16 protein-coding genes are annotated in these 25,474 nt (G+C 70.7%); 6 read left to right on the forward strand and 10 right to left on the reverse strand.

Annotated elements, in window-relative coordinates; translation table 11 throughout:
- Positions 1 to 222: 222 nt before the first annotated feature.
- The 3 genes from FHY02_RS15845 to FHY02_RS15855 all read left to right on the forward strand — a co-directional run bounded on the left by FHY02_RS15845 (position 223) and on the right by FHY02_RS15855 (position 6,045).
- Entirely contained in the window at positions 223 to 3,150 is a 2,928-nt protein-coding gene (locus FHY02_RS15845) for a TonB-dependent receptor domain-containing protein (RefSeq protein WP_183923915.1), read from the forward strand.
- Positions 3,151 to 3,272: 122 nt separating this feature from the next.
- Entirely contained in the window at positions 3,273 to 4,607 is a 1,335-nt protein-coding gene (locus FHY02_RS15850; RefSeq protein WP_311731868.1) for a methyl-accepting chemotaxis protein, read from the forward strand.
- 97 nt (positions 4,608 to 4,704) lie between these two features.
- Positions 4,705 to 6,045: a methyl-accepting chemotaxis protein gene (locus tag FHY02_RS15855; RefSeq protein ID WP_183923920.1), complete on the forward strand. Its 1,341-nt coding sequence runs from the start codon at positions 4,705 to 4,707 to the stop codon at positions 6,043 to 6,045.
- A gap of 7 nt (positions 6,046 to 6,052) precedes the next feature.
- Here the strand turns inward: FHY02_RS15855 and FHY02_RS15860 are convergent, their stop codons facing one another.
- The 3 genes from FHY02_RS15860 to FHY02_RS15870 all read right to left on the reverse strand — a co-directional run bounded on the left by FHY02_RS15860 (position 6,053) and on the right by FHY02_RS15870 (position 7,966).
- Positions 6,053 to 6,241, reverse strand: a complete 189-nt coding sequence (locus FHY02_RS15860; protein WP_183923922.1) for a hypothetical protein — start codon at positions 6,239 to 6,241, stop codon at positions 6,053 to 6,055.
- 63 nt (positions 6,242 to 6,304) lie between these two features.
- A complete protein-coding gene (locus FHY02_RS15865; RefSeq protein ID WP_183923924.1) occupies positions 6,305 to 6,748 on the reverse strand; it encodes a cupin domain-containing protein in 444 nt (147 codons plus the stop codon).
- Between the two features lie 105 nt (positions 6,749 to 6,853).
- Positions 6,854 to 7,966, reverse strand: a complete 1,113-nt coding sequence (locus FHY02_RS15870; protein ID WP_183923926.1) for an NADH:flavin oxidoreductase — start codon at positions 7,964 to 7,966, stop codon at positions 6,854 to 6,856.
- Between the two features lie 101 nt (positions 7,967 to 8,067).
- Here FHY02_RS15870 and FHY02_RS15875 point away from each other — a divergent pair, with 101 nt between their 5' ends.
- Positions 8,068 to 8,451 (forward strand): helix-turn-helix domain-containing protein, encoded by a 384-nt coding sequence (locus tag FHY02_RS15875; RefSeq protein ID WP_183923928.1) that lies wholly within the window; start codon positions 8,068 to 8,070, stop codon positions 8,449 to 8,451.
- Positions 8,452 to 8,639: 188 nt separating this feature from the next.
- On the opposite strand, the gene FHY02_RS15880 is transcribed toward FHY02_RS15875, so the two are convergent.
- The 3 genes from FHY02_RS15880 to FHY02_RS15890 all read right to left on the reverse strand — a co-directional run bounded on the left by FHY02_RS15880 (position 8,640) and on the right by FHY02_RS15890 (position 14,599).
- A complete protein-coding gene (locus FHY02_RS15880) occupies positions 8,640 to 10,262 on the reverse strand; it encodes an alkaline phosphatase (RefSeq protein ID WP_183923930.1) in 1,623 nt (540 codons plus the stop codon).
- Between the two features lie 207 nt (positions 10,263 to 10,469).
- Positions 10,470 to 13,595 (reverse strand): TonB-dependent receptor domain-containing protein, encoded by a 3,126-nt coding sequence (locus FHY02_RS15885; protein WP_311731860.1) that lies wholly within the window; start codon positions 13,593 to 13,595, stop codon positions 10,470 to 10,472.
- A 197-nt stretch (positions 13,596 to 13,792) separates the two neighbouring features.
- Complete coding sequence (locus tag FHY02_RS15890; RefSeq protein ID WP_183923932.1) at positions 13,793 to 14,599, reverse strand: DUF815 domain-containing protein; 807 nt, start codon at positions 14,597 to 14,599, stop codon at positions 13,793 to 13,795.
- A gap of 137 nt (positions 14,600 to 14,736) precedes the next feature.
- Here FHY02_RS15890 and FHY02_RS15895 point away from each other — a divergent pair, with 137 nt between their 5' ends.
- A complete protein-coding gene (locus tag FHY02_RS15895) occupies positions 14,737 to 15,399 on the forward strand; it encodes a hypothetical protein (protein ID WP_183923934.1) in 663 nt (220 codons plus the stop codon).
- Between the two features lie 74 nt (positions 15,400 to 15,473).
- On the forward strand, positions 15,474 to 16,337 hold the full coding sequence (gene aguB, locus FHY02_RS15900; RefSeq protein ID WP_183923936.1) for an N-carbamoylputrescine amidase: 864 nt from the start codon (positions 15,474 to 15,476) through the stop codon (positions 16,335 to 16,337).
- A 260-nt stretch (positions 16,338 to 16,597) separates the two neighbouring features.
- Here aguB and metK read toward each other — a convergent pair whose 3' ends face one another.
- The 4 genes from metK to hrpB form a co-directional block, all read right to left on the reverse strand.
- Positions 16,598 to 17,797 carry a methionine adenosyltransferase gene (gene metK, locus FHY02_RS15905; protein ID WP_183923938.1) on the reverse strand — a complete coding sequence of 400 codons (1,200 nt, stop codon included), beginning with the start codon at positions 17,795 to 17,797 and terminating at the stop codon, positions 16,598 to 16,600.
- Positions 17,798 to 17,839: 42 nt separating this feature from the next.
- Positions 17,840 to 19,375 (reverse strand): apolipoprotein N-acyltransferase, encoded by a 1,536-nt coding sequence (lnt, locus tag FHY02_RS15910; RefSeq protein ID WP_183923940.1) that lies wholly within the window; start codon positions 19,373 to 19,375, stop codon positions 17,840 to 17,842.
- Positions 19,376 to 19,580: 205 nt separating this feature from the next.
- Positions 19,581 to 22,484 (reverse strand): TonB-dependent receptor, encoded by a 2,904-nt coding sequence (locus FHY02_RS15915; protein WP_183923942.1) that lies wholly within the window; start codon positions 22,482 to 22,484, stop codon positions 19,581 to 19,583.
- 253 nt (positions 22,485 to 22,737) lie between these two features.
- Positions 22,738 to 25,167 (reverse strand): ATP-dependent helicase HrpB, encoded by a 2,430-nt coding sequence (gene hrpB / locus FHY02_RS15920; RefSeq protein WP_183923944.1) that lies wholly within the window; start codon positions 25,165 to 25,167, stop codon positions 22,738 to 22,740.
- Positions 25,168 to 25,474: the final 307 nt, after the last annotated feature.

Here is a 25,474-nt window from a genome sequence, read left to right on the forward strand (position 1 = left end):
CTAAGGATAAATCGGTGGCTCGCACGAGATAGACGGTAGCCCATCTTGGCGAGAGGACATGACGGTCCTACTGTCGCGATCGTGTCTTATTTACCACAAGTGATCGACATTATCTGTCGCTGCACTGATCCAGTCGCAAATAACCTTGCCGCCGCCCCCGATTGCTTTGCAGCATCGTGTCCGACAGGCGCCGCGCAAGGCGCCGCAGCACAGGGAAGACCCATGAAGCGATCGCTCGCCCGACGTCACCGCCTGCTCACGCCCAGCCTGCTCACGTCGAGCCTGTTCGCGCTCACCGCCGCCGCGGCGCTGCCCGGCGTCGCGCACGCCCAGGCCGCGCCCGAGCAGGACGCCGCCCAGATCGCGGCGCAGACCGGCGAGGACGTCGTCGTCACCGGCTCGCGCATCCGCCGCGACCCGCTCGACAATCCCTCCCCCGTCGTCACCGTCGACGAGGCCGCCATCGCCAAGACCGGCCTGTCCTCGATCGCCGACGTGCTCCAGCGCATCCCGGCGTCGTCGGGCGGGCTGAACTCGAAGTTCAACAACTCGGGCAATTCGGGCAACCCGCCCGACGGCGGCGGCGTCGGCGCCGGCTCGGCCGCGATCGACCTGCGCTATCTCGGCGCCAAGCGCACGCTCGTGCTGGTCGACGGCCTGCGCTACGTCAACGGCGCCAGCGCCAGCGGCATCCCCGGCACGGTCGACCTCAACTCGATTCCCGACGTGATGATCCAGCGCGTCGAGGTGCTCCAGTCGGCCGCCTCGGCGCTGTACGGCTCGGACGCGATCGGCGGCGTGGTCAACATCATCACCCGCTCCAACCAGAAGGGCTTCCGCGCGCAGGCGCAATACGGCCAGTATCTCGGCGAGGGTGATGGCGAGACGCAGAACTACCAGCTGAGCTGGGGCGGCGGCAGCGAGCGGGTCCACCTCGACGTCGGCGGCTTCTACACCAAGCAGGACCCGGTGCGCGCCGCCGACCGCGACATCTCGCAATTCCCCAACCCGGGCCAGACCAGCTGCACCGACGCGATCGGCGGCTGCTCCGGCGCCGCGCTCAACGGCCGTATCGTGTTCAGCCCCGGCAACCCCTCGCTGCCGGCGGGCGGCACGATCACCGTCCGCAACCCGCCGCTCAACGGCCGCGGCGTCTACGACCCCACGCTGCAGGGCGGCGACTTCCGCTCCTTCACCAGCGCGGACCGCTTCAACTTCGCACCGTACAATTACTTCCTGACGCCGAACGAGCGCTACGGCGGCTTCGTCAACGCGCGCGCCGAGTTCAGCGACCTGTTCAACCTGCGCCTCAAGGCCAGCTGGGCGCATCGCCAGTCGCAGAACCAGGCGGCGTTCCTGCCGCTCAACCTCGGGCCGGACGCGGGCAACGGCAACCTGCTCGACACGATCTCGATCGACGCCACCAACCCGTACAATCCGTTCGGGATCACGCTCAACTCGGGCGCCAACGGCCAGCCCGCGACCTACTCGCTGATCGGGCGCCGCCTGATCGAGGCGGGGCAGCGCACCTACAACCAGACGGTCGACACCTTCAGCGTCACCGGCACGATCGACGGCAAGTTCCAGCTGTTCGGCAAAAACTGGTACTATGACGCCAACGCGGTGCTGGGCAGCAACGACGCGCACCAGCTCTTCACCGGCAACCTCAACGCGGCGCGGCTGGCGCAGGCGCTCGGCCCGGTGAGCCAGTGCACCGACGGCTGCGTGCCGTTCAACATCTTCGGTGGCGAGGGCTCGGTCACGCCCGAGATGCTCGCCTTCGTCGGCTTCGACGAGCGCTCGCGCAGCCAGCAGCAGCTGCGTGACTATACGTTCAACGTGTCGGGCGAGCTGTTCGACCTGCCGGGCGGGCCGATCGGCATCGCCGCTGGCTACGAGCATCGCTACCAGCAGGGCAGCTTCACCCCCGATCCGGTCATCCAGGCCGGGCTGGGCGCCGACATCCCCGCGCAGGCCGCGCGCGGCCGCTTCAACGTCGACGAGGTGTACGGCGAGATCCGGCTGCCGCTGATCCGCGACGTGCCGCTCCTCCAGCTGGTCGAGCTCAACGGCGCGGTGCGCCACTCCAACTTCTCGACCTACGGCGGCAACACCACCTACTCGGGCGGCGCGCTGTGGAAGCCGGTCAGCGACCTGCTGCTGCGCGCGCAATATGCCGAGAGCTATCGCGCCGCCTCGATCGGCGAGCTGTTCGGCGCGCAGTCGCGCTTCGACCAGACGCTGGACGATCCCTGCACCAGCGCCGCGGGCGGCCTGTTCCAGAGCAACCCGACGGTGCGCGCCAACTGCATCGCCAACGGCGTTCCCGCCGACGGCAGCTACACCGAGCCGCAGGGCGGCCAGATCAGCGTGCAGACCGGCGGCAACGCCGCGCTGCGCCCGGAGACGGCGCGCACCTGGGTGTTCGGCGGCGTGTACAGCCCGGCCTGGGCGCGACAAGGCTTCGCCAGCGCGCTCAGCCTCGAGGTCAATTACTACGACATCAAGGTCGACGGCGCGATCGCGTCGATCCCGGCGGCGGTGCTGCTCAACCGCTGCGTCCAGACCGGGGACGCGCTGTCGTGCGGCGCGGTCGGCCGCACGCCGAACGGCTTCATCTCGGCGATCAACGGCGTGCTGCTCAACACCGGCGGCATCCGCACCCGCGGCATCGATGCCACCTTCAACCTGCGCACGCAGCCGACCGGCGCCGGCACGTTCGGCCTGTCGGTGAGCGGCAACTACCTGCTCAAGTACGAGGAGATCGTTCCCGCCACCGAGGGCACGACCAGCACCGAATATACCGGCACCGAGCGCGGCAGCCCCGACCAGGCCTATCCCCACTTCAAGGGGCAGGCGACGCTCGACTGGGACATCGGCCCGGTCGCGGCGGCCTTCACCGGCCGCTACATCGACGACGTGATCGAGACCTCGGGCGGCAACAAGCTCAAGAGCCGCTTCTACGGCGATGTCCAGCTGTCGTTCCGCCCGTCCTGGCTGAACGAGAAGATCGGGCTGACGCTCGGCGTCAACAATGTCTTCGACACCGATCCACCCGCCTGCTTCTCGTGCAGCCTCAACAATTACGACCCGACCACCTACGACGTGCCCGGCCGCTTCGGCTACGCGCGGCTGAGCTACGGCTTCTGACCCGCGATGGGGCGGCGGCGCGCACCGCCGCCGCCCCGGCGCCCCGCGCGCCGCGCCTGATCCGCTATAATGAACGGGTCGGACGCGGCTACGGCCGCCAACATGAGGGCGGCGGATTGACGGTGTGGCGCAAGGGACGCTGGTGGCAGCGTCGGACCAGTCCCGCCGAGCTGTTCGTTCACCTCGTCCCCGACGCCATCTACGCCGCGCGGAACGATCGCTTCCTCTTCTGCAACCCGGGCGCGCTACGACTCTTCGGCTATACGCATGACGAGTTCATCGGCAGCAGCCCCGCGATGCTCTCGCCGCCGATGCAGCCGTGCGGCACGCCCTCGGCCGAGCTGATCGCGCCGCGCGCGCGGGAGGCGATCCGTACCGGCGTGGCGCGGTTCGAGTGGCAGTGCCAGCGCAAGGACGGCAGTCAGTTCCCGGGGCTGGTCACCTTGCTCGCCGATGAGTTGGACGGCGAGCCGATGGTGGTGGGCACTACGGTCGACCTCACCGACGTCGCGCAGATGATCGGCGGCGTCACCGCGGGCCTGCGCCGTCTCGCCGCGGGCGATCTCACCCAGCCGATCCGCACCGCCTTCGCGCCGCGGTACGAGACGATCCGGGGATCGTTCAACGCCGTGGTCGACGACCTGCGCCGGCTCGTCGGCGCGGTGGCGACGGGGGCGCGGGAGATGCGCGGCGGCACCGCCGAGATCAGCGCTGCCGCGGAGGGCGTGTCCGACCGGATCGAGCGTCAGGCCGCCGCGCTGGAGCAGAGCGCGGCCGCACTCGATCAGCTCACCGCCAGCCTCACCGCCACCGCGGGCGAGACCGACGCGGCGAGCGAACTCGCCGCCGCCGCCCGCGCCGACGCCGGCTCCACCGCGACGCTGGCGCAGCGCGCGATCGCGGCGATGCGCGAGATCGATCAGTCCAGCCACGCGATCGCCGAGATCATCGGCGTGATCGACGGCATCGCCTTTCAGACCAACCTGCTCGCGCTCAACGCCGGCGTGGAGGCGGCGCGCGCCGGCGACGCGGGTCGCGGCTTCGCGGTGGTGGCGCAGGAGGTGCGCGCGCTGGCGCAGCGCTCGGCCGAGGCGGCGCGCGAGGTCAAGCAGCGGATCGGCGCCGCCGCGGGCCAGGTCGACGCCGGCGTCGGCCTGGTGGACGAGACGGAAGCGGCGCTGCGCCGCATCCTCGCGCAGATCGACGGGATCGACGAGCGCATCGCGCGCGTGGCGCGTGCCACGCGGCAGGAGGCGGACGGCATCGGCCAGCTCAACGTCGCGGTCGCCGAGATGAGTGGCGCGACGCAGCAGCATGCCGCGATGATCGAGCAGACCAACGCCGCCGCGCACGACCTCGCCGAGCGCGCGGCGCAGCTCGAACGCGACGCGGCGCGGTTCCGGCTCGATGCCGCGACGCCCCCGCGCGCGGTCGCGATCCCGGCACGGCTCGACTGACGCGCCGGTCGCCACGGGTCAGCCGCGGCGCGACGTTCGATCGCTCGGCGGCGGGTCAGCTATAGAGAGGCCGTTGTGGTCAGAAGGGAGCGACGGGGTGCGGACGATCATCAGGCGCCACCGCGCGCCGAGCGTCGGAGACGTTTATTACGCCAACTCGCCCGACGCGATCTATGTCATCCAGAACGGCATCTATGTGGACTGCAATCCCGCCGCGCTCGCCTTGTTCGGCTATGCGCGTGAGGAATTCGTCGGCGCGAAGGCGGGCATCACCTCGCCCGAGCGACAGGATTGCGGCACGCCCACCGAGACGCTGATCCGGCGCCGCGTCGAGGAGTCGCAGCGCGGCGGCGTGCTGCGATTTCGCTGGCGCTGCACGCGACGCGGCGGCGCGGACTTCCCGGCGATGATGATGCTGTTCGCCACGCAGTGGCGCGGACGCCCGGCGACGATCGTGACGTGCAGCGATCTCAGCGACGTCGCGTCGATGGTGACGGCGCTCAGCGACGGTCTCGGGCGGCTCGCCCAGGGCGATCTCAGCCGCCCGCTAGAGGACCGGCTGATCGATCAATATGAGCCGGTGCGCGCCGCCTACAATCGCCTGCTCGGCGACCTGCGCCAGATGGTGGGGGCCGTGAGCGAGACCGCGCGCGCCATCGACGGCGACACGCGCGAGATCCGCGACGCTGCCGACGCGCTCAGCGGTCGCACCGAGCGCCAGGCGGCCGCGCTGGAACAGAGCGCGGCGGCGCTCGATCAGCTGACCCGCAGCGTCGCTACCAGCGCCGACGACAGCGCACGCGCCGATCAGCTCGCCGCGGAGGCCAGTGCCGCCGCCGCGGCGAGCGGTGCGGTGGCGCAGCAGGCCATCGCGGCGATGACGGGGATCGAGCGATCGGGCAGCGAGATCGGCGAGATCATCGCGCTGATCGACGGCATCGCCTTCCAGACCAACCTGCTCGCACTCAACGCGGGCGTGGAGGCGGCACGTGCGGGTGACGCCGGGCGCGGCTTCGCCGTGGTCGCGCAGGAGGTGCGCGCGCTGGCGCAGCGCTCGGCCACCGCGGCGAGTGAGGTGAAGGCGCAGATCGCCACCGCTACCGACGAGATCGGCGCGGGGGTCCGTCTCGTCGGCGAGACCGCCGCGGCGCTGCGTCAGATCCTCGCGCGGGTCGAGGACGTGCGCGGCCTAGTCGGCGAGGTGGCCGTGAGTGCGCGCGAGCAGGCCCGCGGCATCGCGCAGGTCAACAGCGCCATCGCCGAGATGAGCCGCATGACGCAGGAGAATGCGGCGATGGCCGAACAGACCAACGCGGCCACGCACGGGCTGGCCGAGCGCGCCGCGACGCTGGGCGGGCAGGTCGGCCGTTTCCGCCTCGCTGCGGCCGAGTCGCCCGGTCGGGTCGTGACGCTGCGGTCGCGCAGCGCGCGCGGGTGAGCGCGGCTCAGCTCCGGAACAGGGTGAGGAGCGCGTCGATCAGCGTGGCGCCGCCGATCGGGGCAAGCAGCAGCAGCAGCATGTTGGCCAGCACCAGCCGGCCGAGCCAGCGCTCCTGCCGCGCCGACAGTCGCGGCCGCACGGGGCGCGGCTCCCAGCGCGGCGGCGGGGGCTGGTCGCGAAAGTCCATGAACATGCGCGTGTCTCCGACTGACCGGAGCATAACGCATCGCGCGGCGCTCCGCACCGCTCGCTCACCTCAAGGGACGTGCGGGCTCTCGGGCTTGACCGGCGGCAACGGCTCGACCAACGCCGCGGCCGGATCGTCGATCAGGTAGAAAACGCTGATCGCCGCAGGTTCGCTGGCCGACGCGTTGTCAAAATGCGCGATGGCGGCTCCGGCCGGCTCATAGAAGGCATCTCCAGTGTCGAGCACGCGCGCTGGCGTGCCCTCGACCTGGAAGAGGAAGCGCCCGCGCGTGACAACGCCGAATACCGGGACGGGATGGCGGTGCCGTCCGCCGGGCTGCGACGGCGCGAACTCGATGCGCTGGCCGCGCACCCCATGGAGAGCGGTGCCTGTGGGGAGAGGCTGATCGAGCAGCGGCGTGCGTGTGACTTTGGCGGGAGCAGCGATCCCGGCCGGCGCGAGGAAGCAGGAGCCGAGCAGGGCAAGCATGAGTCGCATGGCGGAGCCCTTCAACGGCGGGGCATCTATCATGCCCTTCCCGGTTGGGCGCGACCATCCGCCGGCTGACCGTCTTTGGGGAGCGGCGGGCGGCACCGATTAGCCCCGCCCGCCCTCACCTCACACCAGTTCGCGCAGCGCGCTCGCGTCGAAGTCCTTCAGCCCGTCGCTGTCACCGGCGCGCACCTTGGCGACCCACTGCGGGTCGCTGATCAGTGCGCGGCCGACCGCGATCAGGTCGAACTCGTCTCGCTCCATCCGCTCGATCAGCCGCTCCAGCCCCTCGGGGCGCGACGCCTCGCCGCCGAACGCCGCGATGAACTCGCCCGACAGGCCGACCGAGCCGACGCTGATCGTCGTCGCGCCGGTCAGCTTCTTCGCCCAGCCGGCGAAGTTGAGCCCCTGCTCGCCGTCCAGCTCGGGGAACTCGGGCTCCCAGAAGCGGCGCTGCGAGCAGTGCAGCACGTCGACCCCGGCATCGACCAGCGGCTGGAGCCAGTCCGCCATCTCGTCGGGCGTGTGCGCGAGCCGGGCGCCGAAATCCTGCTGCTTCCACTGGCTGACGCGCAGGATGATCGGATAGTCCTCGCCCACCGCGGCGCGGATCGCCGCCACCACCTCGCCCGCCAGCCGCGCGCGCTCGCGGATCGTCGCGCCGCCGTAGCGGTCCTCGCGCCTGTTGGTGCCCGACCAGAAGAACTGGTCGATCAGATAGCCGTGCGCGCCGTGGATCTCGACTGTGTCGAAGCCGAGCCGCTTCGCGTCGGCCGCGGCGCGCGCGAAGGCGGCGACGGTGTCGGCGATGTCCTCCTCGCTCATCACCGCGCCGCGGGGCTTGTCCGGCGCGAGCAGCCCCGAGGGGCTCTCCACCGCCACCTCGGGCTCCCAGCCGCTCTGCCCCTTGGTCGAGCCGGTGTGCCACAGCTGCGGCCCCATCTTGCCGCCGGCGGCGTGGACCGCGTCGATCACCTGCTGCCAGCCCGCCAGCGCCGCCTCGCCGTGGAAGAAGGGGATGGCGGGTTCGTTGCGCGCGGCGGGGCGGTCGATCACCGTGCCCTCGGACAGGATCAGCCCCACCCCGCCCTCAGCGCGGCGCTGGTAATAGGCCGCGTTGGCGGCGCCGGGCACGCCCTCGGGCGCGAAGGTACGGGTCATCGGCGCCATGACGATGCGGTTCGCCAGCTCGAGCGACTTGAGGCGGAACGGGCGGAAGAGGATGTCGGCCGAGGCCATGCGGGCAAGCTCCGTTGCGATAGACGCTCCTTAGGTATATCTAGGATACCAGGTGTCAATGAGGCGCCGTCACGACGCTAGGGATCATCGAGGAAACCTTCATGCATCTGCCCGCGGACAAGGCCGAGTGCCGGCGGCGCTTCTCCAGCGACTGCCCGAGCCGTGACCTGTTCGACCAGATCGCCGACAAGTGGACCATGATGGTGCTGACGGTGCTGGACGACGGGCCGCTGCGCTTCAACGCGATCCGGCGCGGGCTGGAGGGGGTGACGCAGAAGGCGCTGACGCAATGCCTGCGCCGGCTGGAGCGCAACGGGCTGGTCGAGCGATGCGTCCTGGCGACCTCCCCGGTCGCGGTGGAATATGCGATCACGCCGCTGGGCCGCTCGCTCCAGCCGCCGTTCCGCGCGCTGTACCGCTGGACGCGCGAGGCGATGCCCGAGGTGGAGGCGGCGCGGGTGGCATTCGACGCGCGCGCGGGGTGACGGAGGGAAATCCTTCCGCTGAAAGGGGAGATGGCGCGCGCAGCGCGACGGAGGGGTGTCGACGCTGGTGAGTGTCGACGAACGTCCCAGCCGGGTCACCCCTCCGTCAGCGCTGACGCGCTGCCACCTCCCCTTGCAGGGGAGGATCAAAGGCGAAACGACCCAATCTCATCTTTTGAAGCGCCATCCTATGCCATCACCCGCCGCCCGCGCTGCACCGTCGCGCGGTGGCCGACGCTCGCGCGCGGCGTGCGCTGGCGGATCGTGTCGACGAACAGCCAGTCGTTGCGCACCTGCTCGGGGGTGATCGTCAGCGCCATATAGCCGCGCCGCGACGTGTCGCACCATTTCAGCTCGGGATTGCCCTCCACCATCATCCGCGCGACCCGCTTCGGGTCCGTGGCGAAGGCGCTCTCGAACCCCGGCGACGTCACCGCCTGCCCGGCGAACTCGACCCCGGCGGCGCCGTCCTGCGCCAGGTCGAACGCCCAGGCATTGTGGCTGTCGCCGCTGAGCACGACGAGATCGGCCTCGGCCGCCTGCGCCGAGTGCAGGAAGCGCGCGCGCGCCGCGGGATAGCCGCCCCAGGAGTCGAGGTTGGAGGCCACGCCCGCGCGCGTCGCCGCGATGGCGCCGCGGACGTAATCGTCGACATGCCCGGTGGCACCGCCGAGCAGCGCCTCGGCCGCGACCGGCAGCTGCTGCTTGCCCATGATCGTGCCGAAGCCGACCACCTGCCAGCGCTGCCCCTGCTTGACCGAGCGGCGCAGGTCGTGCGCCAGCCACACCTCCTGCTGCGAGCCCATCATCGTCACCGCGGGATCCTGCCACGCACCGTCGCGGAACGCCCTGAGCGCGGCGGCGGGATCGGGCGACCGCAGCAGCGTCGCGATCTCGTTCTGGCGCGAGCGCGCGAACAGCCGCGTCTCGGTGCGCCATAGCGTCGCGAGCGTGCCGATGTCATAGGCCTTCCACGGCTCCTCGCTGACCGGCATCCACTCGCGATAGGCCTGGACCGAGGCGGCGCGACGCTGGTTCCAGTCCCCCTCGCTGGCGGGATCGTGGTTCTCGGCGCCGCCCTCCCAGCTGTCGTTGGCGCTCTCGTGATCGTCCCACTGCACCACCCAGGGAACGCGCGCGTGCAGCGCCTGCAGGTCGGGGTCGGCGCGATAGCTGGCGTAGCGCAGGCGATAGTCGGCGAGGTGGATCGTCTCGGCGAGCGGCTGGGGCACGCGGCCGGCTACCTGCGCCGCCTTCGGCGGGTAATTGCCCGGCGAATATTCGTAGAAATAGTCGCCGAGGTGGATCACCAGGTCGAGGTCGTCGCGCGCGGCGGCGTGGCCGTAGGCGTTGAACCAGCCGAAGCCGAGGTTGGAGCAGGAGAAGATCGCCGCGGTGAAGGCGCGCGCGCCGTCGTTGGGTAAAGTGCGCGTGCGGCCGACCGGCGAGCGCGTGCCGTCGGCGGCGACGAAGCGGTAGTGATAGTCGGTGCCCGGCGTCAGCCCGTCGAGCGTCACCTTGGCGGTCCAGTCGCGCCACGCGCCGGTGACGAACGCGCCCGAGGCGATCACGCGCGCGAAGTCGGGCGTGTCGCTGATCTCCGCGACCAGCCGCGCCGAGTCGCCGCCGGCGGGGACGTAGCGGGTCCACAGCAGCATCGAGTCGCTCGCCGGCTCGCCGCTCGCCACCGAATGGGTGAAGCCGCGCGCGGCGAGCACGCTCTGCGCCGCGGCGAAGCCGGGCAGCGCGAGCGCGCATAGACCGAGCGTGCCGGTGGCGAGCAACGAGCGGCGGGAGAGCGTGAGCGTCATCGTGGCGGTTCCCCGGGAAGCGAGTGCCCGCGCTCTCGCCCCGATCGGTGACGCCGTTGTGACAGAGGGCCATCGCGCGCCCTCACCCGTTCCCCTGGTCGTGCTCCTGCGCATGCAGGAGCCCAGGGCCAGGAGCACTGCCCTGTGTTACCCTAGACTCCTGCGTGCGCAGGAGCACGATCAGCGCGGATGGATGGCCCCGCTAGATCACAGCCCCACCTTGAAGCCGGCGCGGAACATGCGCCCGAAGATCCCGGTGCCGCCCTGCACGGGATTGTAGAGGTTGGCGCCGTAGGTCACCGGGTCGATCGGCGGCAGGTCGTCGAGCAGGTTGATCACGTTGACGTAGAAGGTCGCGCGATCGTTGATCTTGACGCTGCCGGTGAGGTCGACGGTGATGTAGCTCTTGACGTCGCACGGCACATAGCCGGGATTGAGCGAGCAGTCGCCGCGCGTGCCGCCCTGGTCCTCCGCCGAGAGATTGTAGCCGTCGAAGTACTGCGCCGTCGCGCTCAGCGTGTAGTCCTTGTAGTTGAGCGTGTTCTGCCACGTCCCGCGCCACCGCGGCGTGCCCGAGCCGGCGGTCAGATTGTAGTTGCCGATCGTGCCCTGGTAGGTCTGCTTCGACCCGTCGGCGAACTCGGTGGACAGCTCGAGGATCAGGCTCGCCTGCGCCGCCGAGGTGAAGCTGACGTCGTCGGCGACGTCCAGCGTGCCGGTCGCGCCGAAGTCGATGCCCTGCGAGCGGATCGTGTTCTCGTTGACGTAGCTCGCCTCGACGAAGGCGAGCCGCGGGCGCGCGTTGGGGAAGCGCGGGTCGACCACGTCGGGCACCAGGCCGAAGCCGGCGGGCGCGTCCTGCCCGGCGTTATAGGCGTCGATCGCGGCCTGATTGTCCGCCGCGGCGATCGCGTCGGTCTTCTTAATGTTGAAATAGTCGACCGTCAGCGTCAGCTGGCGGATCGGCTCGAAGATCACGCCCGCGGTGAAGCTGCGCGACTTCTCGGGCTTGAGGTCGGGCGTGGCGCGCGTCGTCTGCCCGTAGGACGAGTTGCTGATATAGGCCGGGCAGGAGGTGAAGGTCGCCTGCGAGCAGCCGTATTGCGCCAGGAACGCGTCCGAATAGGTGCTCGGCGAGGCGTTGACGAAGCCGCTGGTCGGCAGCGAGTTGGCCTCGCCGAAGCTCGGGATGCGGAAGCCGCGCGAGTAGGTGCCGCGGATCGCCAGCTGGCGGAACGGCGTGAACTTGGCCCCGACCTTGGGCGAGAAGGCGCTCTGCCCGCTCGAATATCTGTCGTAGCGGCCGGACACGTTGACGAGGAATTGGTCGACGATCGGCGCGTTCAGCTCGCCGAACGCCGAATAGACCGAGCGGCTGCCGTCGATGCCGAAGGCGTTGAGCACGAAATAGCGGTCGGTCGGGCCGTTATAGTCGGGGTTGGCGCTGGGCGAGTTGATCGACTCGTAGCGATAGGCGATGCCGAGGCCGAGCTGGAGCGGACCGCCGGGCAGTGTCGCGAGCGAGCGGCCGAGCGTCGCCTGCACCTGCGCCAGGTCGGACTGCGCGTCGTTGACGTTGTCGGGCGAGAGGAAGTCCTGCTGCGCCTGCGTGTTGGCGAACGGATCGACGAAATTGTAGGTGCCGCGCGCGATCGCGGTGAGCAGGTTGTCGATGCGGACGTAGCCGCGCTGCAACCGGCGCAGGTCGGTGTGCATCGCGGTGGCGTCGACCGCATAGTCCCAGGTGTCGGCGACCTGCCCCTTGATGCCGAGCGCGGCGCGGTACACGCGGCTGCGCGTCTCGTCATAGGTGCGGATGCTCGGGATCCGACCGACGATCCGCGCCACCTGCCCGCTCGCCGCGAACGGGTTGTTCGGGTTCAGCGTGCCGTTGGCGGCGTTGCACCCGGTATCGATGCCGTTGGCCGCGCCGACCCCATTGTCACAGACATAGGCCGGCAGCGTCAGCGCGAACGAGCCCGGCGCGAAGGCGCCGCCGGTGCCGCTGGTGGTGAAGCGCGGGAAGTCGATTCCCGCGTTGGCGTTGCCGCGGATCGTCGCGTTCCCGCCGCTATACCCCACCCGGCTCTGCTGGAAGTTGAACATCGCATAGGCCTCGGCATTGTCGCCGACCCGCGCGGTGAAGCGCGCTGACCCGCCGAAGCGCTCGATCTGCGGCGAGATCACGCCGTAATTGTTGACCAGATCGTCCTGGCACACCGAGGTCGGCGCGGCGGCGTTGACGAGATTGCCGTCCGTGTCGGTGCGCGCCAGATCGGCGGCGTTGAGCGTATAGCTCGGCCCAGTGCGGCAGCCGAGCGCCGGGTTGAGCTGCTGATAGCGCCCCTGCGCGTCGGTGTTGGTCGGGTCGAACGGCCGCACGTAGAGCGTGCCACCGGTGTTGAAGACGCCCTCGGAGAAGGTGTAGCCGCCGTCCCCGTCGAGCCCGTTGACCACCTGGTTGGGGCCGCACGCGCCGTCGTTGCAGATACGGCGGCGATCGTCAGTGTTGTACGGGTACGGCCGGTCGCGGTTGTACAGCGCGCTCTGGCGGAAATAGAAGCCGCTGACGTACGCGTTATAGCCGTTGTCGTCGATGTCGCCGGTGCCCGCGATCAGGCTGAGCCGCTGGTTGGAGGCGTCGCCGCGCTCGCTGATCCCGGCCTCGGCGCGGCCGCCGATGCCCTTGTACTGGCGCTTGGTGATGATGTTGACCACGCCCGCGATCGCGTCCGCGCCGTAGCTCGACGAGGCGCCGTCGCGCAGCACCTCGATGCGGTCGACGATGTCGTCGGGGATGGTGTTCAGATCGACGAAGTTGCGCGTGCCGTCGTCGGACAGCGGGTAATAGGCCGCGCGCACGCCGTCGAACAGCACCAGCGTCGAGTTGGTCGACAGGCCGCGCAGCGACACCGCCGACGCGCCCCCGGCGAAGGCGCCGTTGGCGCTGAAGGAGTTGGTCAGCGCCGGGCCGTTGTTCGAGGTGAGCTGCTGGATCCCCTCCTGCACCGTGGTGACGCCGCGCTGGTCGAGCGCCTCGGCGCTCACCGTGGTGACGGGCGAGGGGCTGGCGCGATCGGTAGTGCGCAGGATCGATCCGGTGACGACGATGTCGCCGCCCGCGGGCGCCTCAGCGCCGGCGGCCGGTTCGACCGGGCTCTGCTCGACCGGTGCGGGCGGCTGCTCGCTCTGCGGCATCGTCGGCGTGGTCGGCGAAGCGGCCTGGGCATGAGCCGGCGCGGCGGCGAGGACGGTCAGGCTGGCGAGCGCGAGCGCTGAGCAAGCGACGCCGTGGCGCAGCGACGCGCGCGAGAACAGACGATGATCGGACACGATGGACTCCCTGGTGCACCGGCGCCGAGGGGGGCGGCGCGGGCGTCATGCTTTCCAAGTCGCGCGGAATCGGACGCTCCGCTGCAGCGATGGTTAAGAAGACGCTGTCGCCACCGAATTGTAAACTCGTGTCACAACTCCATCTGGCGCGATCGTGCCACGGTTCGTCACTGTTACTTACCTAATTCATCTCGCGATCACAACGAGATGCCGCTACGCCCCGCGAGCTCGACGACATATTGCCACGCCACCCGGCCCGAGCGGCTGCCGCGCTGGGTGGCCCAGCGCACCGCCTCGGCGGGGTCGAAGGTCAGGCCGTGGCGCTCGGCATAGGCGCGCACAATTGCGAGATAATGGTCCTGGTCGACGGCGTGGAAGCCGAGGCTGAGCCCGAAGCGGTCGGCCAATGCGAGCTGGTCATCGTCGGCGTCGCGCGGGTTGATCGCGCGCTCGGCGGCGGCGTGCTCGCGTACCACGAGATGGCGGCGGTTGGCGGTGACGATCAGCCGCGCGTTGGCGGGTCGCGCCTCGGCGCCACCCTCCAGCAGCGAGCGCAGCGCGCGCGCCTCGGCGGCGTCATCGACGCCGAGATCGTCCACGAACAGCGCGTAGGCGCGCGGCTGCCGCGCCAGCACCTCGAACAGTGCGGGCAGCGTGGCGAGCTGCTCCGCCGCCACCTCCACCAGCGCGAGCGCGCCGCCGTGCGCCTGCACCGCGCCGACGCTCGCCTTGACCAGCGCCGACTTGCCGGTGCCGCGCGCGCCCCACAGCAGCACGTCCTGCGCGGCATGGCCCGCGGCGAGCCGCTCGAAATTGGCCACCAGCGCGTCACGCTGCTGGTCGACGCGCTGGAGCAGCGCCAGGTCGAGCGGCGCGAAGGCGCGCGCCGCGACCAGCACGCCGCCGCGCCATACATAGGCCGGGTGCGCCAGCGGGTCGGCGGCGGGCGGCGGCGGCGGCGCGAGCCGCTCCAGCGCGGCGGCGATGCGGTCGAGCGGGTCCATCGACGGGGGCTAGCCGCGCGTCGCACGCGGCTCAAGGGCCTCGCCGCTCCGTTCGATCCGGGTCAGGCGCCAACTCGCGCTGCCGCTCCACCTGCGTCCTCCTCCTATAAGCCCTTGGACAAGCGAGGAGACGTGCGATGGCATGGCAGCGGATGCCGATGGAGACGTGGCAGAACAAGATCGCGGTGCTGGTCGAGGCGCTGCCCGACGCCGCGCTCGCCGACCTGCTCTCGCAGATCGAGCTGGTCTCGCCCGTGCTCGAGCCCGACGACGTCAGCGCCGGGCGTCACCATGGCGACGTCACGATCGCGGGCGACTACACCCCACTGACGCTGCTGACGCTGATCGAGGGCGATCTCAGCGTCGCGGGCCAGGTCTCGACGCAGGAGGTCGACGGCAACGACGGCCATGCCGCGCTGGTGGTGTTCGGCAGCCTGCGCTGCGGCAGCCTGCTCAACGACTGGGGCAGCCGCGTGGTCGTCACCGGCGACCTGATCGTCGGCGACTGGATCTACACCGCGCGGGAGGAGTCGGTGCTGGTGGTCGGCGGCGACCTGCGCGCGCCGGTGCTGGTGAGCGGCGAGAGCGCGGTCGAGGTCGGCGGCGCGGTCGATCTGGAGCAGGGCCTCGGCGTGATCCGCCGGCTCGGCGCCCCCGGCGGCGCGACCGTGACGCCGCGCTACGGCTGGCACGCGCTCGCCGCGCTGCTCGCGCTCGACCCGGCGCGCGCCACCGAGGAGGAGGAGATCGTCCCGCTGCTGGAGGATCGCCTGTACCGGACAGGCAGTATCCTGCCGTGACGGTCGGGCAGGAAGGGAAGCGGCGCGCACCTGCGCCCTAGCCTCCCGCCCGCGCGCACCTTATGTGCGCGCGCATGACCGAGATCACCGTCGCCGCGCTGCAGCTGGCCTTCTCCGCCGACATCGACGCCAACATCGCCAAGGTCTCCGAGGCGGTGCGCGAGGCGCACGCGCGCGGCGCGCAGGTGATCCTGCCGCCCGAATTGTTTGAGGGCGAGTATTTCTGCCGCGTCGAGGACGAGTCGCTGTTCGCCAACGCCGCGCCCGTGCGCGAGCACAAGGCGGTGCTGGCGATGCAGGCGCTCGCCGAGGCGCTGCAGGTCCATATTCCCACCAGCTTCTTCGAGCTGGACGGACCGCACCATTACAACTCGCTGGCGATGATCGGCCCGGACGGCGAGATCCAGGGCGTGTACCGCAAGAGCCACATCCCCGACGGCCCCGGCTACGAGGAGAAATTCTACTTCCGCCCCGGCAACACCGGCTTCAAGGTGTGGGACGGGCCGGTCAGCGCGGGGCACCGCACCCGGCTCGGCGTCGGCGTCTGCTGGGACCAATGGTACCCCGAGACCGCGCGCGCGATGATGCTGATGGGGGCTGAGGTGCTGTTCTACCCCACCGCGATCGGCAGCGAGCCGCACGACACCTCGCTCGACACCGCGCGGCTGTGGCGGCGTGCGATGGTGGGGCATGCGGTCTCGAACGTGGTGCCGGTGATCGCGGCCAACCGCGTCGGCGTTGAACACGACCAGACCTTCTACGGCACCAGCTTCATCACCGACGAGCGCGGCGACATCCTGGCCGAGCTCGACCGCGAGGAGGAGGGCGTGATCACCGCGACGCTCGACCTCGACCGCGTGCGCCGCCACCGCGCCGCCTTCGGTTTCTTCCGCGACCGCCGGCCCGAGCTGTACGGGCGGCTGGTGCAGGATATCTGAGGGGCGCTGGCCCGCAGATGTGAGGGGCATCAACAGCTCAGTGCCGGCACTCCGACCCTGAGTCGGGATCCCGGCATCGCTCATCGAGAGCGGGATAGAGCCGCATGACGGCCCCCTCCTCGTCAGGGCAGGGGTTGGGGGCGGGGCACTTCCGCGAGCGCAGTCCTTGCGGAACCGCCCCAGCCCGGCCCCTCTCCTAGAGGGGAGGGGCTCACTCGCATCGGCGCGGCCTTACACAGGCCGGGCCGGGCCGCCGCTCCTCAGGCCACCGCCTGCTTGAGCTGCTCGACCAGGTCGGTCTTCTCCCAGGTGAACAGGTCACCTTCGGGATCGCGACCGAAATGGCCGTAGGCCGCAGTCTTGCTGTAGATCGGCGCGTTGAGCTTGAGATGCTCGCGGATGCCCTTGGGGGTCAGCCGCACCAGCTTGGGCAGCGCCGCCTCGAGCTTGCTCTCCTCGACATTGCCGGTGCCGTGCAGGTCGACGTAGACGCTGAGCGGCTCGGCCACGCCGATCGCGTAGCTCAGCTGGATCGTGCAGCGCTTGGCGAGCCCGGCCGCGACCACGTTCTTGGCGAGATAGCGCGCGACATAGGCCGCCGAGCGGTCGACCTTGGTGGGGTCCTTGCCGCTGAACGCGCCGCCGCCGTGCGGCGCCGCGCCGCCATAGGTGTCGACGATGATCTTGCGCCCGGTCAGCCCGGCGTCGCCGTCGGGCCCGCCGATCTCGAACAGACCCGTCGGGTTGACGTAGATCGCCTTCTCCTCGGGCAGCCAGCCCTCGGGCAGCACCTCGGCGAACACGCCCTTGACGTAGTCGCGCAGCTTGGCCTGGCCCGCCTCGTTCGACAGCTCGGCCGAATGCTGGGTCGACACCACCAGCGCGGTGGCGCGCACCGGCACGCCCTTCTCATATTGCAGCGTCACCTGGCTCTTGGCGTCGGGCTCAAGGAAGGGCGCGGTCCCGGCGTGGCGGTCCGCCGCCATCTTCTCGAGGATCTTGTGGCTGTAATAGAGCGTCGCGGGCATCAGGCCAGGGGTCTCGTCGGTGGCGTAGCCGAACATGATGCCCTGGTCGCCCGCGCCCTCGTCCTTGTTGCCGCTCTCGTCGACGCCCATCGCGATATGCGCCGACTGGCCGTGCAGGTTGTTCGAGAAGTCGAACGTCTGCCAGTGGAAGCCTGACTGCTCATAGCCGATCCGCTTCACCGTGGCGCGCACCGCCGCCTCGATCTCGTCGAGCACGCCCGGCGCCCATTGATCGTTCTCGTAGATGCCGCGACCGCGGATCTCGCCCGCGAGCACCACCTTGTTGGTGGTGGTCATCGTCTCGCACGCGACGCGCGCCTCGGGGTCCTTGGCGAGGAACAGGTCGACGATCGCGTCCGAGATCTGGTCCGCGACCTTGTCGGGGTGCCCTTCCGACACCGACTCCGACGTGAAGATGAACGACTGACGCATGGAGGCTCCGGCAGATAACGATATAAAGATAGCTTTATATGCTTACCGCCGGCGCGCGCGCAACGCAACCGCGCCCGCCACCAGCGCGAGCCCTACCAGCAGCGCCGCTGCATTGCCCAATTGGGAGAACAAGGTAGCCGCCTGCGCCGGCGGCAGCGCCACGTCCACCGCCCCGCCGAGATGGTGCGCCACCGTGCCGAGCAGGGTGCCGTCCGCGGCGATCACCGCGGAGATGCCATTGGGCGTGGCGCGCACCACCGGCAGCCCCTCCTCGATCGCGCGCAGCCGCGCCTGGGCGAGGTGCTGCGGTGGACCCCAGGTGCCGAACCAGGCGTCGTTGGAGGGGTTGAAGAGCAGCCGCGGGCGGTGCGCGCGATCGACCACCTCCCCCGAGAAGATGATCTCGTAGCAGAGCTGCACCCCGATTGCGCCGAAGCCCGGCACCGCCAGCGTGCGCGGCCCGGGGCCGGGCGCGAAGTCGAGGTCGCCGGGCACCAGCCGCGCCAGCCCGAGCGGCTTGAGCAGCCAGGGCATCGGCAGATACTCGCCGTAGGGCACCAGATGCGCCTTGTCGTAGCGCGCACGGATGCGCCGCGCGGGGTCGAGCACGAACACCGAGTTGGTCGCGCCGGTGACCTCGCCGCGCGAGTCGAACTGGAGCGCGGTGCCGCCCGTCATCAGCATGTCGCCCGGGCCGAGCACCGCGGTCATACGCGCGCGGGTGACCCAGGGGCTGGTGTCGCCATAGACCCAGAGCGGGTAATCGTCCTCGATGAAGTCGCGGATCACGCCCTCGGGCCACAGCACCAGCCGCGGCGCCGCGCCGGGCCGGCCGGAGAGGCGGGTGAGCCGCGCCAGCATCATCGCCTGATCGCTCTCGCCGCGCTGGTCCTGCGGCACGTTGGGCTGCACCACGACGACGCGGGGGGCGTCGGGTGCGGCGGCGGGAGGCGGACCGCGATAGCTCAGCGCCTGCGCGCCGAGCAGCGCCGCGGCGGCGAGCACCACGCCGCCCAGCGGCAACGCGCGGCGCGGCACCAGCAGCAACAGGCCCGCGAGCGCCACGGTGAGGCCGGACAGCGCGTAGGTGCCGACGAGGCTCGCCAGCCACGCCACCGGCTGGACCGGCACCCACATCACCGCGAGCGGGTCCCAGGCATAGCCGGTGAACAGCCAGGAGCGCACCCACTCGGTGGCGATCCAGCACGCGCCCGCCAGCATCACCCAGCCGAGATCGGGTGCGGTGCCGCGCCGCATCCGCCACGCCAGCCCCGCCGCGGCGGCGGGGAACACCGCCAGGTACAGCGCGAGCGCGAACGGGGCGAGATAGCCCAGCGCGTGCGGCATCTTGTCCTGGAACGTGAAGGCGTGCTGGAACCAATTGTCATTGATGGTGAAATGACCGACGCCGAAGGCATAGCCGCGCCACAGCGCCTGACGCAGCGTCGGCGCGGCATGGACCAGCGCCAGCCATCCCGCGAACGCGGCGAGCGCGAGCCACCACAGCTCGAGCGGGGCGAAGCCGCAGGCGGCAGCGACGCCGAGCAGCAGCGCGACGAGAGCGGGACGGCGAGTCATGCGCGCGCCGCTAGCACCTCCGCGGGTCGCGCGGGAGGGGGGTGGCGCATCGACTCCCTGGCGTCACCCCTCCGCTTGCGCCGCACGACCCGTCTGCGAACCCCTTCCGTCATCCCGGACCTGGTCCGGGATGACGGAAGGTGAAGCGTGCGCCGATCGCGCTCCCTAAGCGCGCGTCGCCTCAGCGCAACGCGCCCTCACCCCCTCACAGCTTGACGCGCAGGCCGACGTTGTAGCGCGCGCCGGTCTCCTGCTGGAGCAGGTAGCGCTCCTTGATCGCCGACCACTCGTCGATGAACTCGTTGGTCACGTTCACGCCCTGCACGTAGAGCTGGAAATTCGGCGTGAGGTCGTAGGACACGTTGAAGTCGAGCTGGCCGTACGAGGAGCGGTTGCGCGGCCGCGACTGGCTGTCGCGACAGTTGCGCAGATAGTCCGAGCGCCAGTTGTACGACACGCGCGCCGAGATGCCGTATTTCTCGTAGAACACGCTGCCGTTCGCCGAGTGCGGCGACAGGCCGTTGTAGCCGCACTGGAAGTCCGCCAGCACCTGGTCGCGCTCGGCGCTGCTGGCGACATAGGTGTAGTTGCCGGTGAGGCCGAAGCCGCCGACGAAGCCGCCTAGCGCGTCGAACGAATATTGCCCGCCGACCTCGATGCCCTTGATCGTGCCGCTCTGCCCGTTGCGCGTGCGCGTGTCCTGATAGACCCGACCGAAGCGCTCGACCGGCAGCGTCTGCAGCTCGAGGAAGTCGGACAGGTCCTTATAGAAGCCGCCCACGCTGATGTAGCTCACGCGCGAGAGATACCATTCCAGCGACAGGTCATAGTTGGTCGAGCGGAACGGCAGCAGGTTGGGGTTGCCGCCCGACGACAGCGGCACCGCGATGCGCCCGCCGTAATCGTTGTTGACGCCCAGGTCGGTCAGCGTCGGTCGCGTGATCGTCTGCGAGAAAGCGGCGCGCGCGATCAGCTTCTCGGTCAGGTTGTACTTCACGTTGGCCGAGGGCAAAGCGTTGACGTAGCTGCTGCGCACCGCGATCGCGGTGGCGGGCCCATAGGTATATTGCAGCGTGTCGTCGCCCGGCGTGTTGGCGATCCCGGTGACCGGCGTGTCGAAGCCCGAGGAGAGCACCTGGGTGCGGATCACGCGCACGCCGGCGTTGCCGGTCCAGCGATCGTTGCCGAACTGCATGCTGATATAGCCCGCGGTCAGCCGCTCCTGCACGTTGACGGTGCCGCGCAGCTGCTCGCGCACGCCGAACGGCCCGCCCTCCAGTGCCTGCACCTGCGCCGCATAGGCCGCCTGCTGCTCGGGCGTGCGCCCGTTCGAGGGGATGTTGAGCGTGGCGGGATCGTTGAGATAGGCGAGGAAGGCCTGCGGATCGACCTGGAACAGCGAGGGCGGGATGTTCTGCCCGCCGCCGAGCAGGTCGCCCCACTCATAGGGCTGGAGCAGGCCCGAGGCGATCGGCACCTGGTAGCCGCAATAGGTGCAGTTCGAGTCGCTGTTGTTGAACTGGCGGTTGATCTTGCGCCGCTCGGTGTACGACCCGCCGAGCGTCACGTTGCGCAGGATCGAGCCGTCGACAGTCCACTTGGTGTCGAAGTGATATTCCGAGCCGCGGTCGCGCGAGCGGTTGGCGTCGATCCCCATGTAGTGCAGCCGCATCAGGTCGGGGTTGTTGATGATGCTGTTGTCGTAGGAGATCGCCGGGATGCCCTTCCCGCCGTCGAGCGAGAACTGGTAGCTGTAGGGCAGCAGCGCGCCATAGACGTAATAGGCGTTGGGCGAGTTGCGGTTGGCACCCGTCTTCGAGGCATCGAAGCGCAGCTCGACGTTCTCGGTCGGGTTCCACTTTACGTTGGCACCGACCTGATAGCTGTCCGACTTGCGATTGGTCGTGTTGTAGACGTGATCGACCTTGGCGTTGACGCCGTTGTTGGTCAGCGTCGGGTTCGCGGCCAGGAACTGCGGGTTGGCGGCGATGAAGTCGCGCCCCAGCATGGTCAGGCCGGTGGCGGTGTTGGTGTCGTCGAAGGTCGGCTGGTAATAAGGCGCGGCCATGAAGTTATCGAGGCGGCGCGTCACGCCCGAGATGTTGAAGCGCGAGTAGATGCCGTCGACGGTGATCTCGAGATTGTCCGCCGGCCTGAACTGCACCGCGCCCGAGACGTTGATCCGCTCGCGCTCTTCCTGCGCGCGCTGGTAGTAGACGCTCTGCGGCAGGTTGGCGTTGCCGGTGACGGGATAGCGCGAGTCCGACCCGGTGATCAGCGTCGGCACGCCGCCGATCGTCTGGACGATATCGGGGCGGCCGTTGATCCAGCCGTCGATCGCGATCTGATCGGTCTGGCTCTTGCGCTTGGTGTAGGAGCCCGCGAGCAGCACGCCGAAGGTCTTGTCCGGGTTGGCGTAGGAGACCGTGGCGGCAAGATCGGGGGTGATCCGCTCGCGCGAGCGGTCGTAGATGCCGCCGATCTGCGCCGCGGCGCGGAAGCCGCTGCGGCCCTCCAGCGGACGCGCGGTGACGATGTTGACCGTCGCGCCGATGCCGCCTTCCTGCAGCTCGGGCACGGGCGATTTGAACACGTCGGTGCGCTGGATCATGTTCGACGACAGCACGTCGAACGAGAACTCGCGCCCCGCGTTGTCGGTCGCCATGACGCGACCGTTGACGAGGACGGTGTTGAACTCGGGCCCGAGGCCGCGGACGGTGATGAACTGGCCCTCGCCGCCCGAGCGGTCGATCGCCACGCCGGTGATGCGCTGGAGCGACTCGGCGATGTTGGCATCGGGGAATTTGCCGACGTCGACCGCGCTGATCGAATCGACGATCTGGTTCGCGTCACGCTTCGTCTGCGCCGAGGAGCTGAGGCTGGCGCGGATGCCGGTGACGACGATCTCGTCGCCGGCGGCAGGAGCGTCCGGCGCGACCGCCGCGCCACCCTGGCCGACCGGGGCGTCCTGGCCGACCGCGGCGGCGGGGGGCGTCTGCTCCTGCGGCACCGAGGCCGGGTTCTCGGGTGCCGAGCCGGTCTGCGCCAGCACGGGCGCGCCGCTCAGGACGCTGCCCAGCAGCAGACAAAGCTTGATCGATGTTCGCATGACCCGTTCCTCTCCCGTGAAACACTGCCGCTTGACCACGGCTATTCTTATGATTTTTGGGCCTATGGGAGTAACAACCGGTGAGATCAAGGCGAGAATGTAACCGGTTTAGGCGTGAGCGCTAACATCGCCGCATTGTTGCTCGGCTGTGATCGTGTTCGATCGCGCCGAATGCGCGGATGTGAATGTTCACAGCTAGAAGAGAAACCTTTGACCGGACTGTGCGATGACGCGTAACGCACGTGTGTCGCCTTCACCCGCGTCGCGCGTCGGCGTTCTTGGTGCGCAGCGTCGCCGCCGCGCCGGCCGGGTCGTCGGGCCAGGGGTGGCGCGGGTAGCGGCCGCGCATCTCCTTGGCCACCGCGTGCCAGCTGCCGCGCCAGAAACCGGGCAGGTCACGCGTCGTCTGGATCGGCCGGCCCGCGGGCGAGGTCAGCGACAGCACCAGCGGCACGCGCTCGGCCCCGACCACCGGATGCTGGTCGAGCCCGAACAACGCCTGGACGCGCAGCTCCACCGTCGGCCCCGCCTCCGCGCCATAGTCGATCGCGTGAGTCGAGCCCGCCGGGCTGGTGAAGTCCGCCGGTGCGACACGATCGATCGCACGCAGCGAGTCCCAGCCGAGCAGCGTGCGCAGCGCCTCCACCAGCGCGCCGGGCGCGATCGCATCGAGCCGGCGCTTGCCCTCGACCAGCGCGGGCAGCCAGTCGTCGAGCCGCTCCAGCAGCGCGGCGTCGTCGAGCGATACACCCGCATAGGCCGCGCGCGTGCGCAGCGCCTCGGCCGCGCGCGACCAGGGCAGCAGCGCGAGACCGTGCGCCCGCGCGCCCTCGACCAACGCCGCGGCGATCAGCGCGGGGTCGGCCGTGCTGTCCGGCCCGCTCGACAGCCGGATCGCGCCCAGCCGGCGCTCGCGCAGCGGCTGCACCGCGCCGGTGGCGGGATCGAAGTCGGCGGTGCGGCGCGTCTCGATCCGGTCGGCGAACAGCGCCTCCACCTCCTCCGCCGCGATCGGCGCGGCGGCGAGGATGCGTGCCCCCGCCGCCATGCCCTGCGTCTCCGCCACCGCGAGCCATTCCGCGCTGGCGAGCGGCGACGTCGGGTCGAGCTTGAACCCGCGCCCGCCGGCGGACACCCAGCGCTCGCCGCTCGCGTCGCGCCGCCGCGCCACGCGATCGGGGAAGCCGAGAGCGACACAGGCGCCGATCGATTCGGGCGCGCCCTCGTCCTGCCCGCGCGTCACCAGCCCCGCCCAGCGCCTTGCCATCCCGCGCGCGCTCTCCGCCTTGGGCGAGCGGTCGCCGCGCCAGCGCCGCCACCGCAGCTCGAGGTCCGCGTCCGCGCCGCCAAGCCCGCGCTCCTGGAGCAGCACCGCCACCTCGGCGGCGCGGCGCGGGTCGGGGGCGGCGAGCAGCATGTGCGCGAGCCGCGGCGGCATCGGCAGCGCCGCGATCGCGCGGCCGTGCGCGGTCGGCCGCGCGTCCGCGTCGAGCGCGCCCAGCGCGGTGAGCCGCGCGCGCGCCTCCGTTACCGCGGCCTCGGGCGGCGCGTCGAGCCAGCGCAGCTCGCGCGGGTCACTCACCCCCCAAAACGCACAGGCGAGCACGAGCGCGGAGAGGTCAGCCTCAAGGATCTCGGGCGGGTCGAAGCGCGGCATGCCCGCGGTCGCCGCCGCCTCCCACAGGCGATAGGCCACGCCCGGCCCCTGCCGCGCGGCGCGGCCGGCGCGCTGCGTCGCCGCGGCCTGGCTGGCGCGCTCGGTGACCAGCCGCGTCATCCCGGCGGCGCGGTCGTAGCGCGGGCGCCGCGCCACGCCGCTGTCGACCACCACGCGAATGCCGTCGAGCGTCAGGCTGGTCTCGGCGATGCTGGTGGCGAGTACGAGCTTGCGCGCGCCATCGGGCTCGGCGCGGATCGCGGCACGCTGCGCGGCGGGGTCGAGGCTGCCGTGGAGGCGGTGGAGCCGCACCCCGGGCAGGTCGCCGACCCGCTCGGCGGTGCGCTCGATCTCGGCGACACCGGGGAGGAAGGCGAGCACCCCGCCCTGCTCCTCGCGCAGCGCCTGGCGGATCGCGGCCGCCATCGAGTCGTCGAGCCGCGCCTCGGCGGCGCGGCCGAGGTGGCGCAGCTCCAGCGGGAAGCTGCGCCCCTCGCTCTCGACCACCGGCGCGCCGTCGAGCAACTCGGAGAAGCGCCCGCCGTCGAGCGTCGCCGACATCGCGACGACGCGCAGGTCGGGGCGCAGCGCGGCGCGCGCGTCGAGCGCGAGCGCGAGGCCGAAGTCGCCGTCGAGGCTGCGCTCGTGCACCTCGTCGAACAGCAGCGCGGCAACGCCGGTCAGCTCGGGGTCGCCCTGGAGCCGCGCGGTGAGGATCCCCTCGGTCACGACGGTGACGCGAGTCGCCGCGGAACGCTGGGTGTCGAGCCGCGTGGCATAGCCGAAGGTCTGGCCGACCGGCTCGCCGGCGAGCTGCGCCATCCGCTCGGCCGCGGCGCGCGCGGCGAGGCGGCGCGGCGAGGTGACGATGATCTCGCCGTCGCACCAGGGCTCGGCGAGCAGCGCGGGGGCGACCGCGGTGGTCTTGCCCGCGCCGGGCGGTGCGACCAGCACCGCGGCGCCGACGTCGCGCAGCGCGGCGAGCAGCGCTGGGAGGACGGTGTGGATCGGCAGCGTCGGGGTCACGCGGCTCGCCCTAGCGGGCGACGCGGGCGGGATGAAGGGGGTGACGTCGCGGATACCGCGGCGTGCGCTATCGCACCCGACACCCACCGCTTGTGCCCCGGCGAAGGCCGGGGCCCAGTTGGGACGGCCGTGGCGGTGACGTGCGACGGTGGTCACATGCCAACGTCGGCTCACGCGGAGACGTGAGCGTGACTCCCGTCACCTGGCTCAACAGCGTCCCCCACCTGGGCCCCGGCGTTCGCCGGGTAACAAGAAGGCAGGGCGGCGGGCCGCTCTCCGACCGGACGCCCTGCCACCTCAAGCCTCC

This window comes from Sphingomonas sp. BK069 (assembly GCF_014193405.1).
Classification (GTDB): Bacteria; Pseudomonadota; Alphaproteobacteria; order Sphingomonadales; family Sphingomonadaceae; genus Sphingomonas.

Excerpts from the sequence above, each read along its gene's own strand:
- aguB (WP_183923936.1), top strand. The coding sequence starts at position 15,474 with ATGACCGAGATCACCGTCGCCGCGCTGCAGCTGGCCTTCTCCGCCGAC.
- FHY02_RS15845 (WP_183923915.1), top strand. The coding sequence starts at position 223 with ATGAAGCGATCGCTCGCCCGACGTCACCGCCTGCTCACGCCCAGCCTG.
- FHY02_RS15860 (WP_183923922.1), bottom strand. The coding sequence starts at position 6,241 with ATGTTCATGGACTTTCGCGACCAGCCCCCGCCGCCGCGCTGGGAGCCG.
- FHY02_RS15915 (WP_183923942.1), bottom strand. The coding sequence starts at position 22,484 with ATGCGAACATCGATCAAGCTTTGTCTGCTGCTGGGCAGCGTCCTGAGC.
- FHY02_RS15890 (WP_183923932.1), bottom strand. The coding sequence starts at position 14,599 with ATGGACCCGCTCGACCGCATCGCCGCCGCGCTGGAGCGGCTCGCGCCG.
- FHY02_RS15880 (WP_183923930.1), bottom strand. The coding sequence starts at position 10,262 with ATGACGCTCACGCTCTCCCGCCGCTCGTTGCTCGCCACCGGCACGCTC.
- metK (WP_183923938.1), bottom strand. The coding sequence starts at position 17,797 with ATGCGTCAGTCGTTCATCTTCACGTCGGAGTCGGTGTCGGAAGGGCAC.
- FHY02_RS15895 (WP_183923934.1), top strand. The coding sequence starts at position 14,737 with ATGGCATGGCAGCGGATGCCGATGGAGACGTGGCAGAACAAGATCGCG.
- lnt (WP_183923940.1), bottom strand. The coding sequence starts at position 19,375 with ATGACTCGCCGTCCCGCTCTCGTCGCGCTGCTGCTCGGCGTCGCTGCC.
- FHY02_RS15875 (WP_183923928.1), top strand. The coding sequence starts at position 8,068 with ATGCATCTGCCCGCGGACAAGGCCGAGTGCCGGCGGCGCTTCTCCAGC.
- FHY02_RS15870 (WP_183923926.1), bottom strand. The coding sequence starts at position 7,966 with ATGGCCTCGGCCGACATCCTCTTCCGCCCGTTCCGCCTCAAGTCGCTC.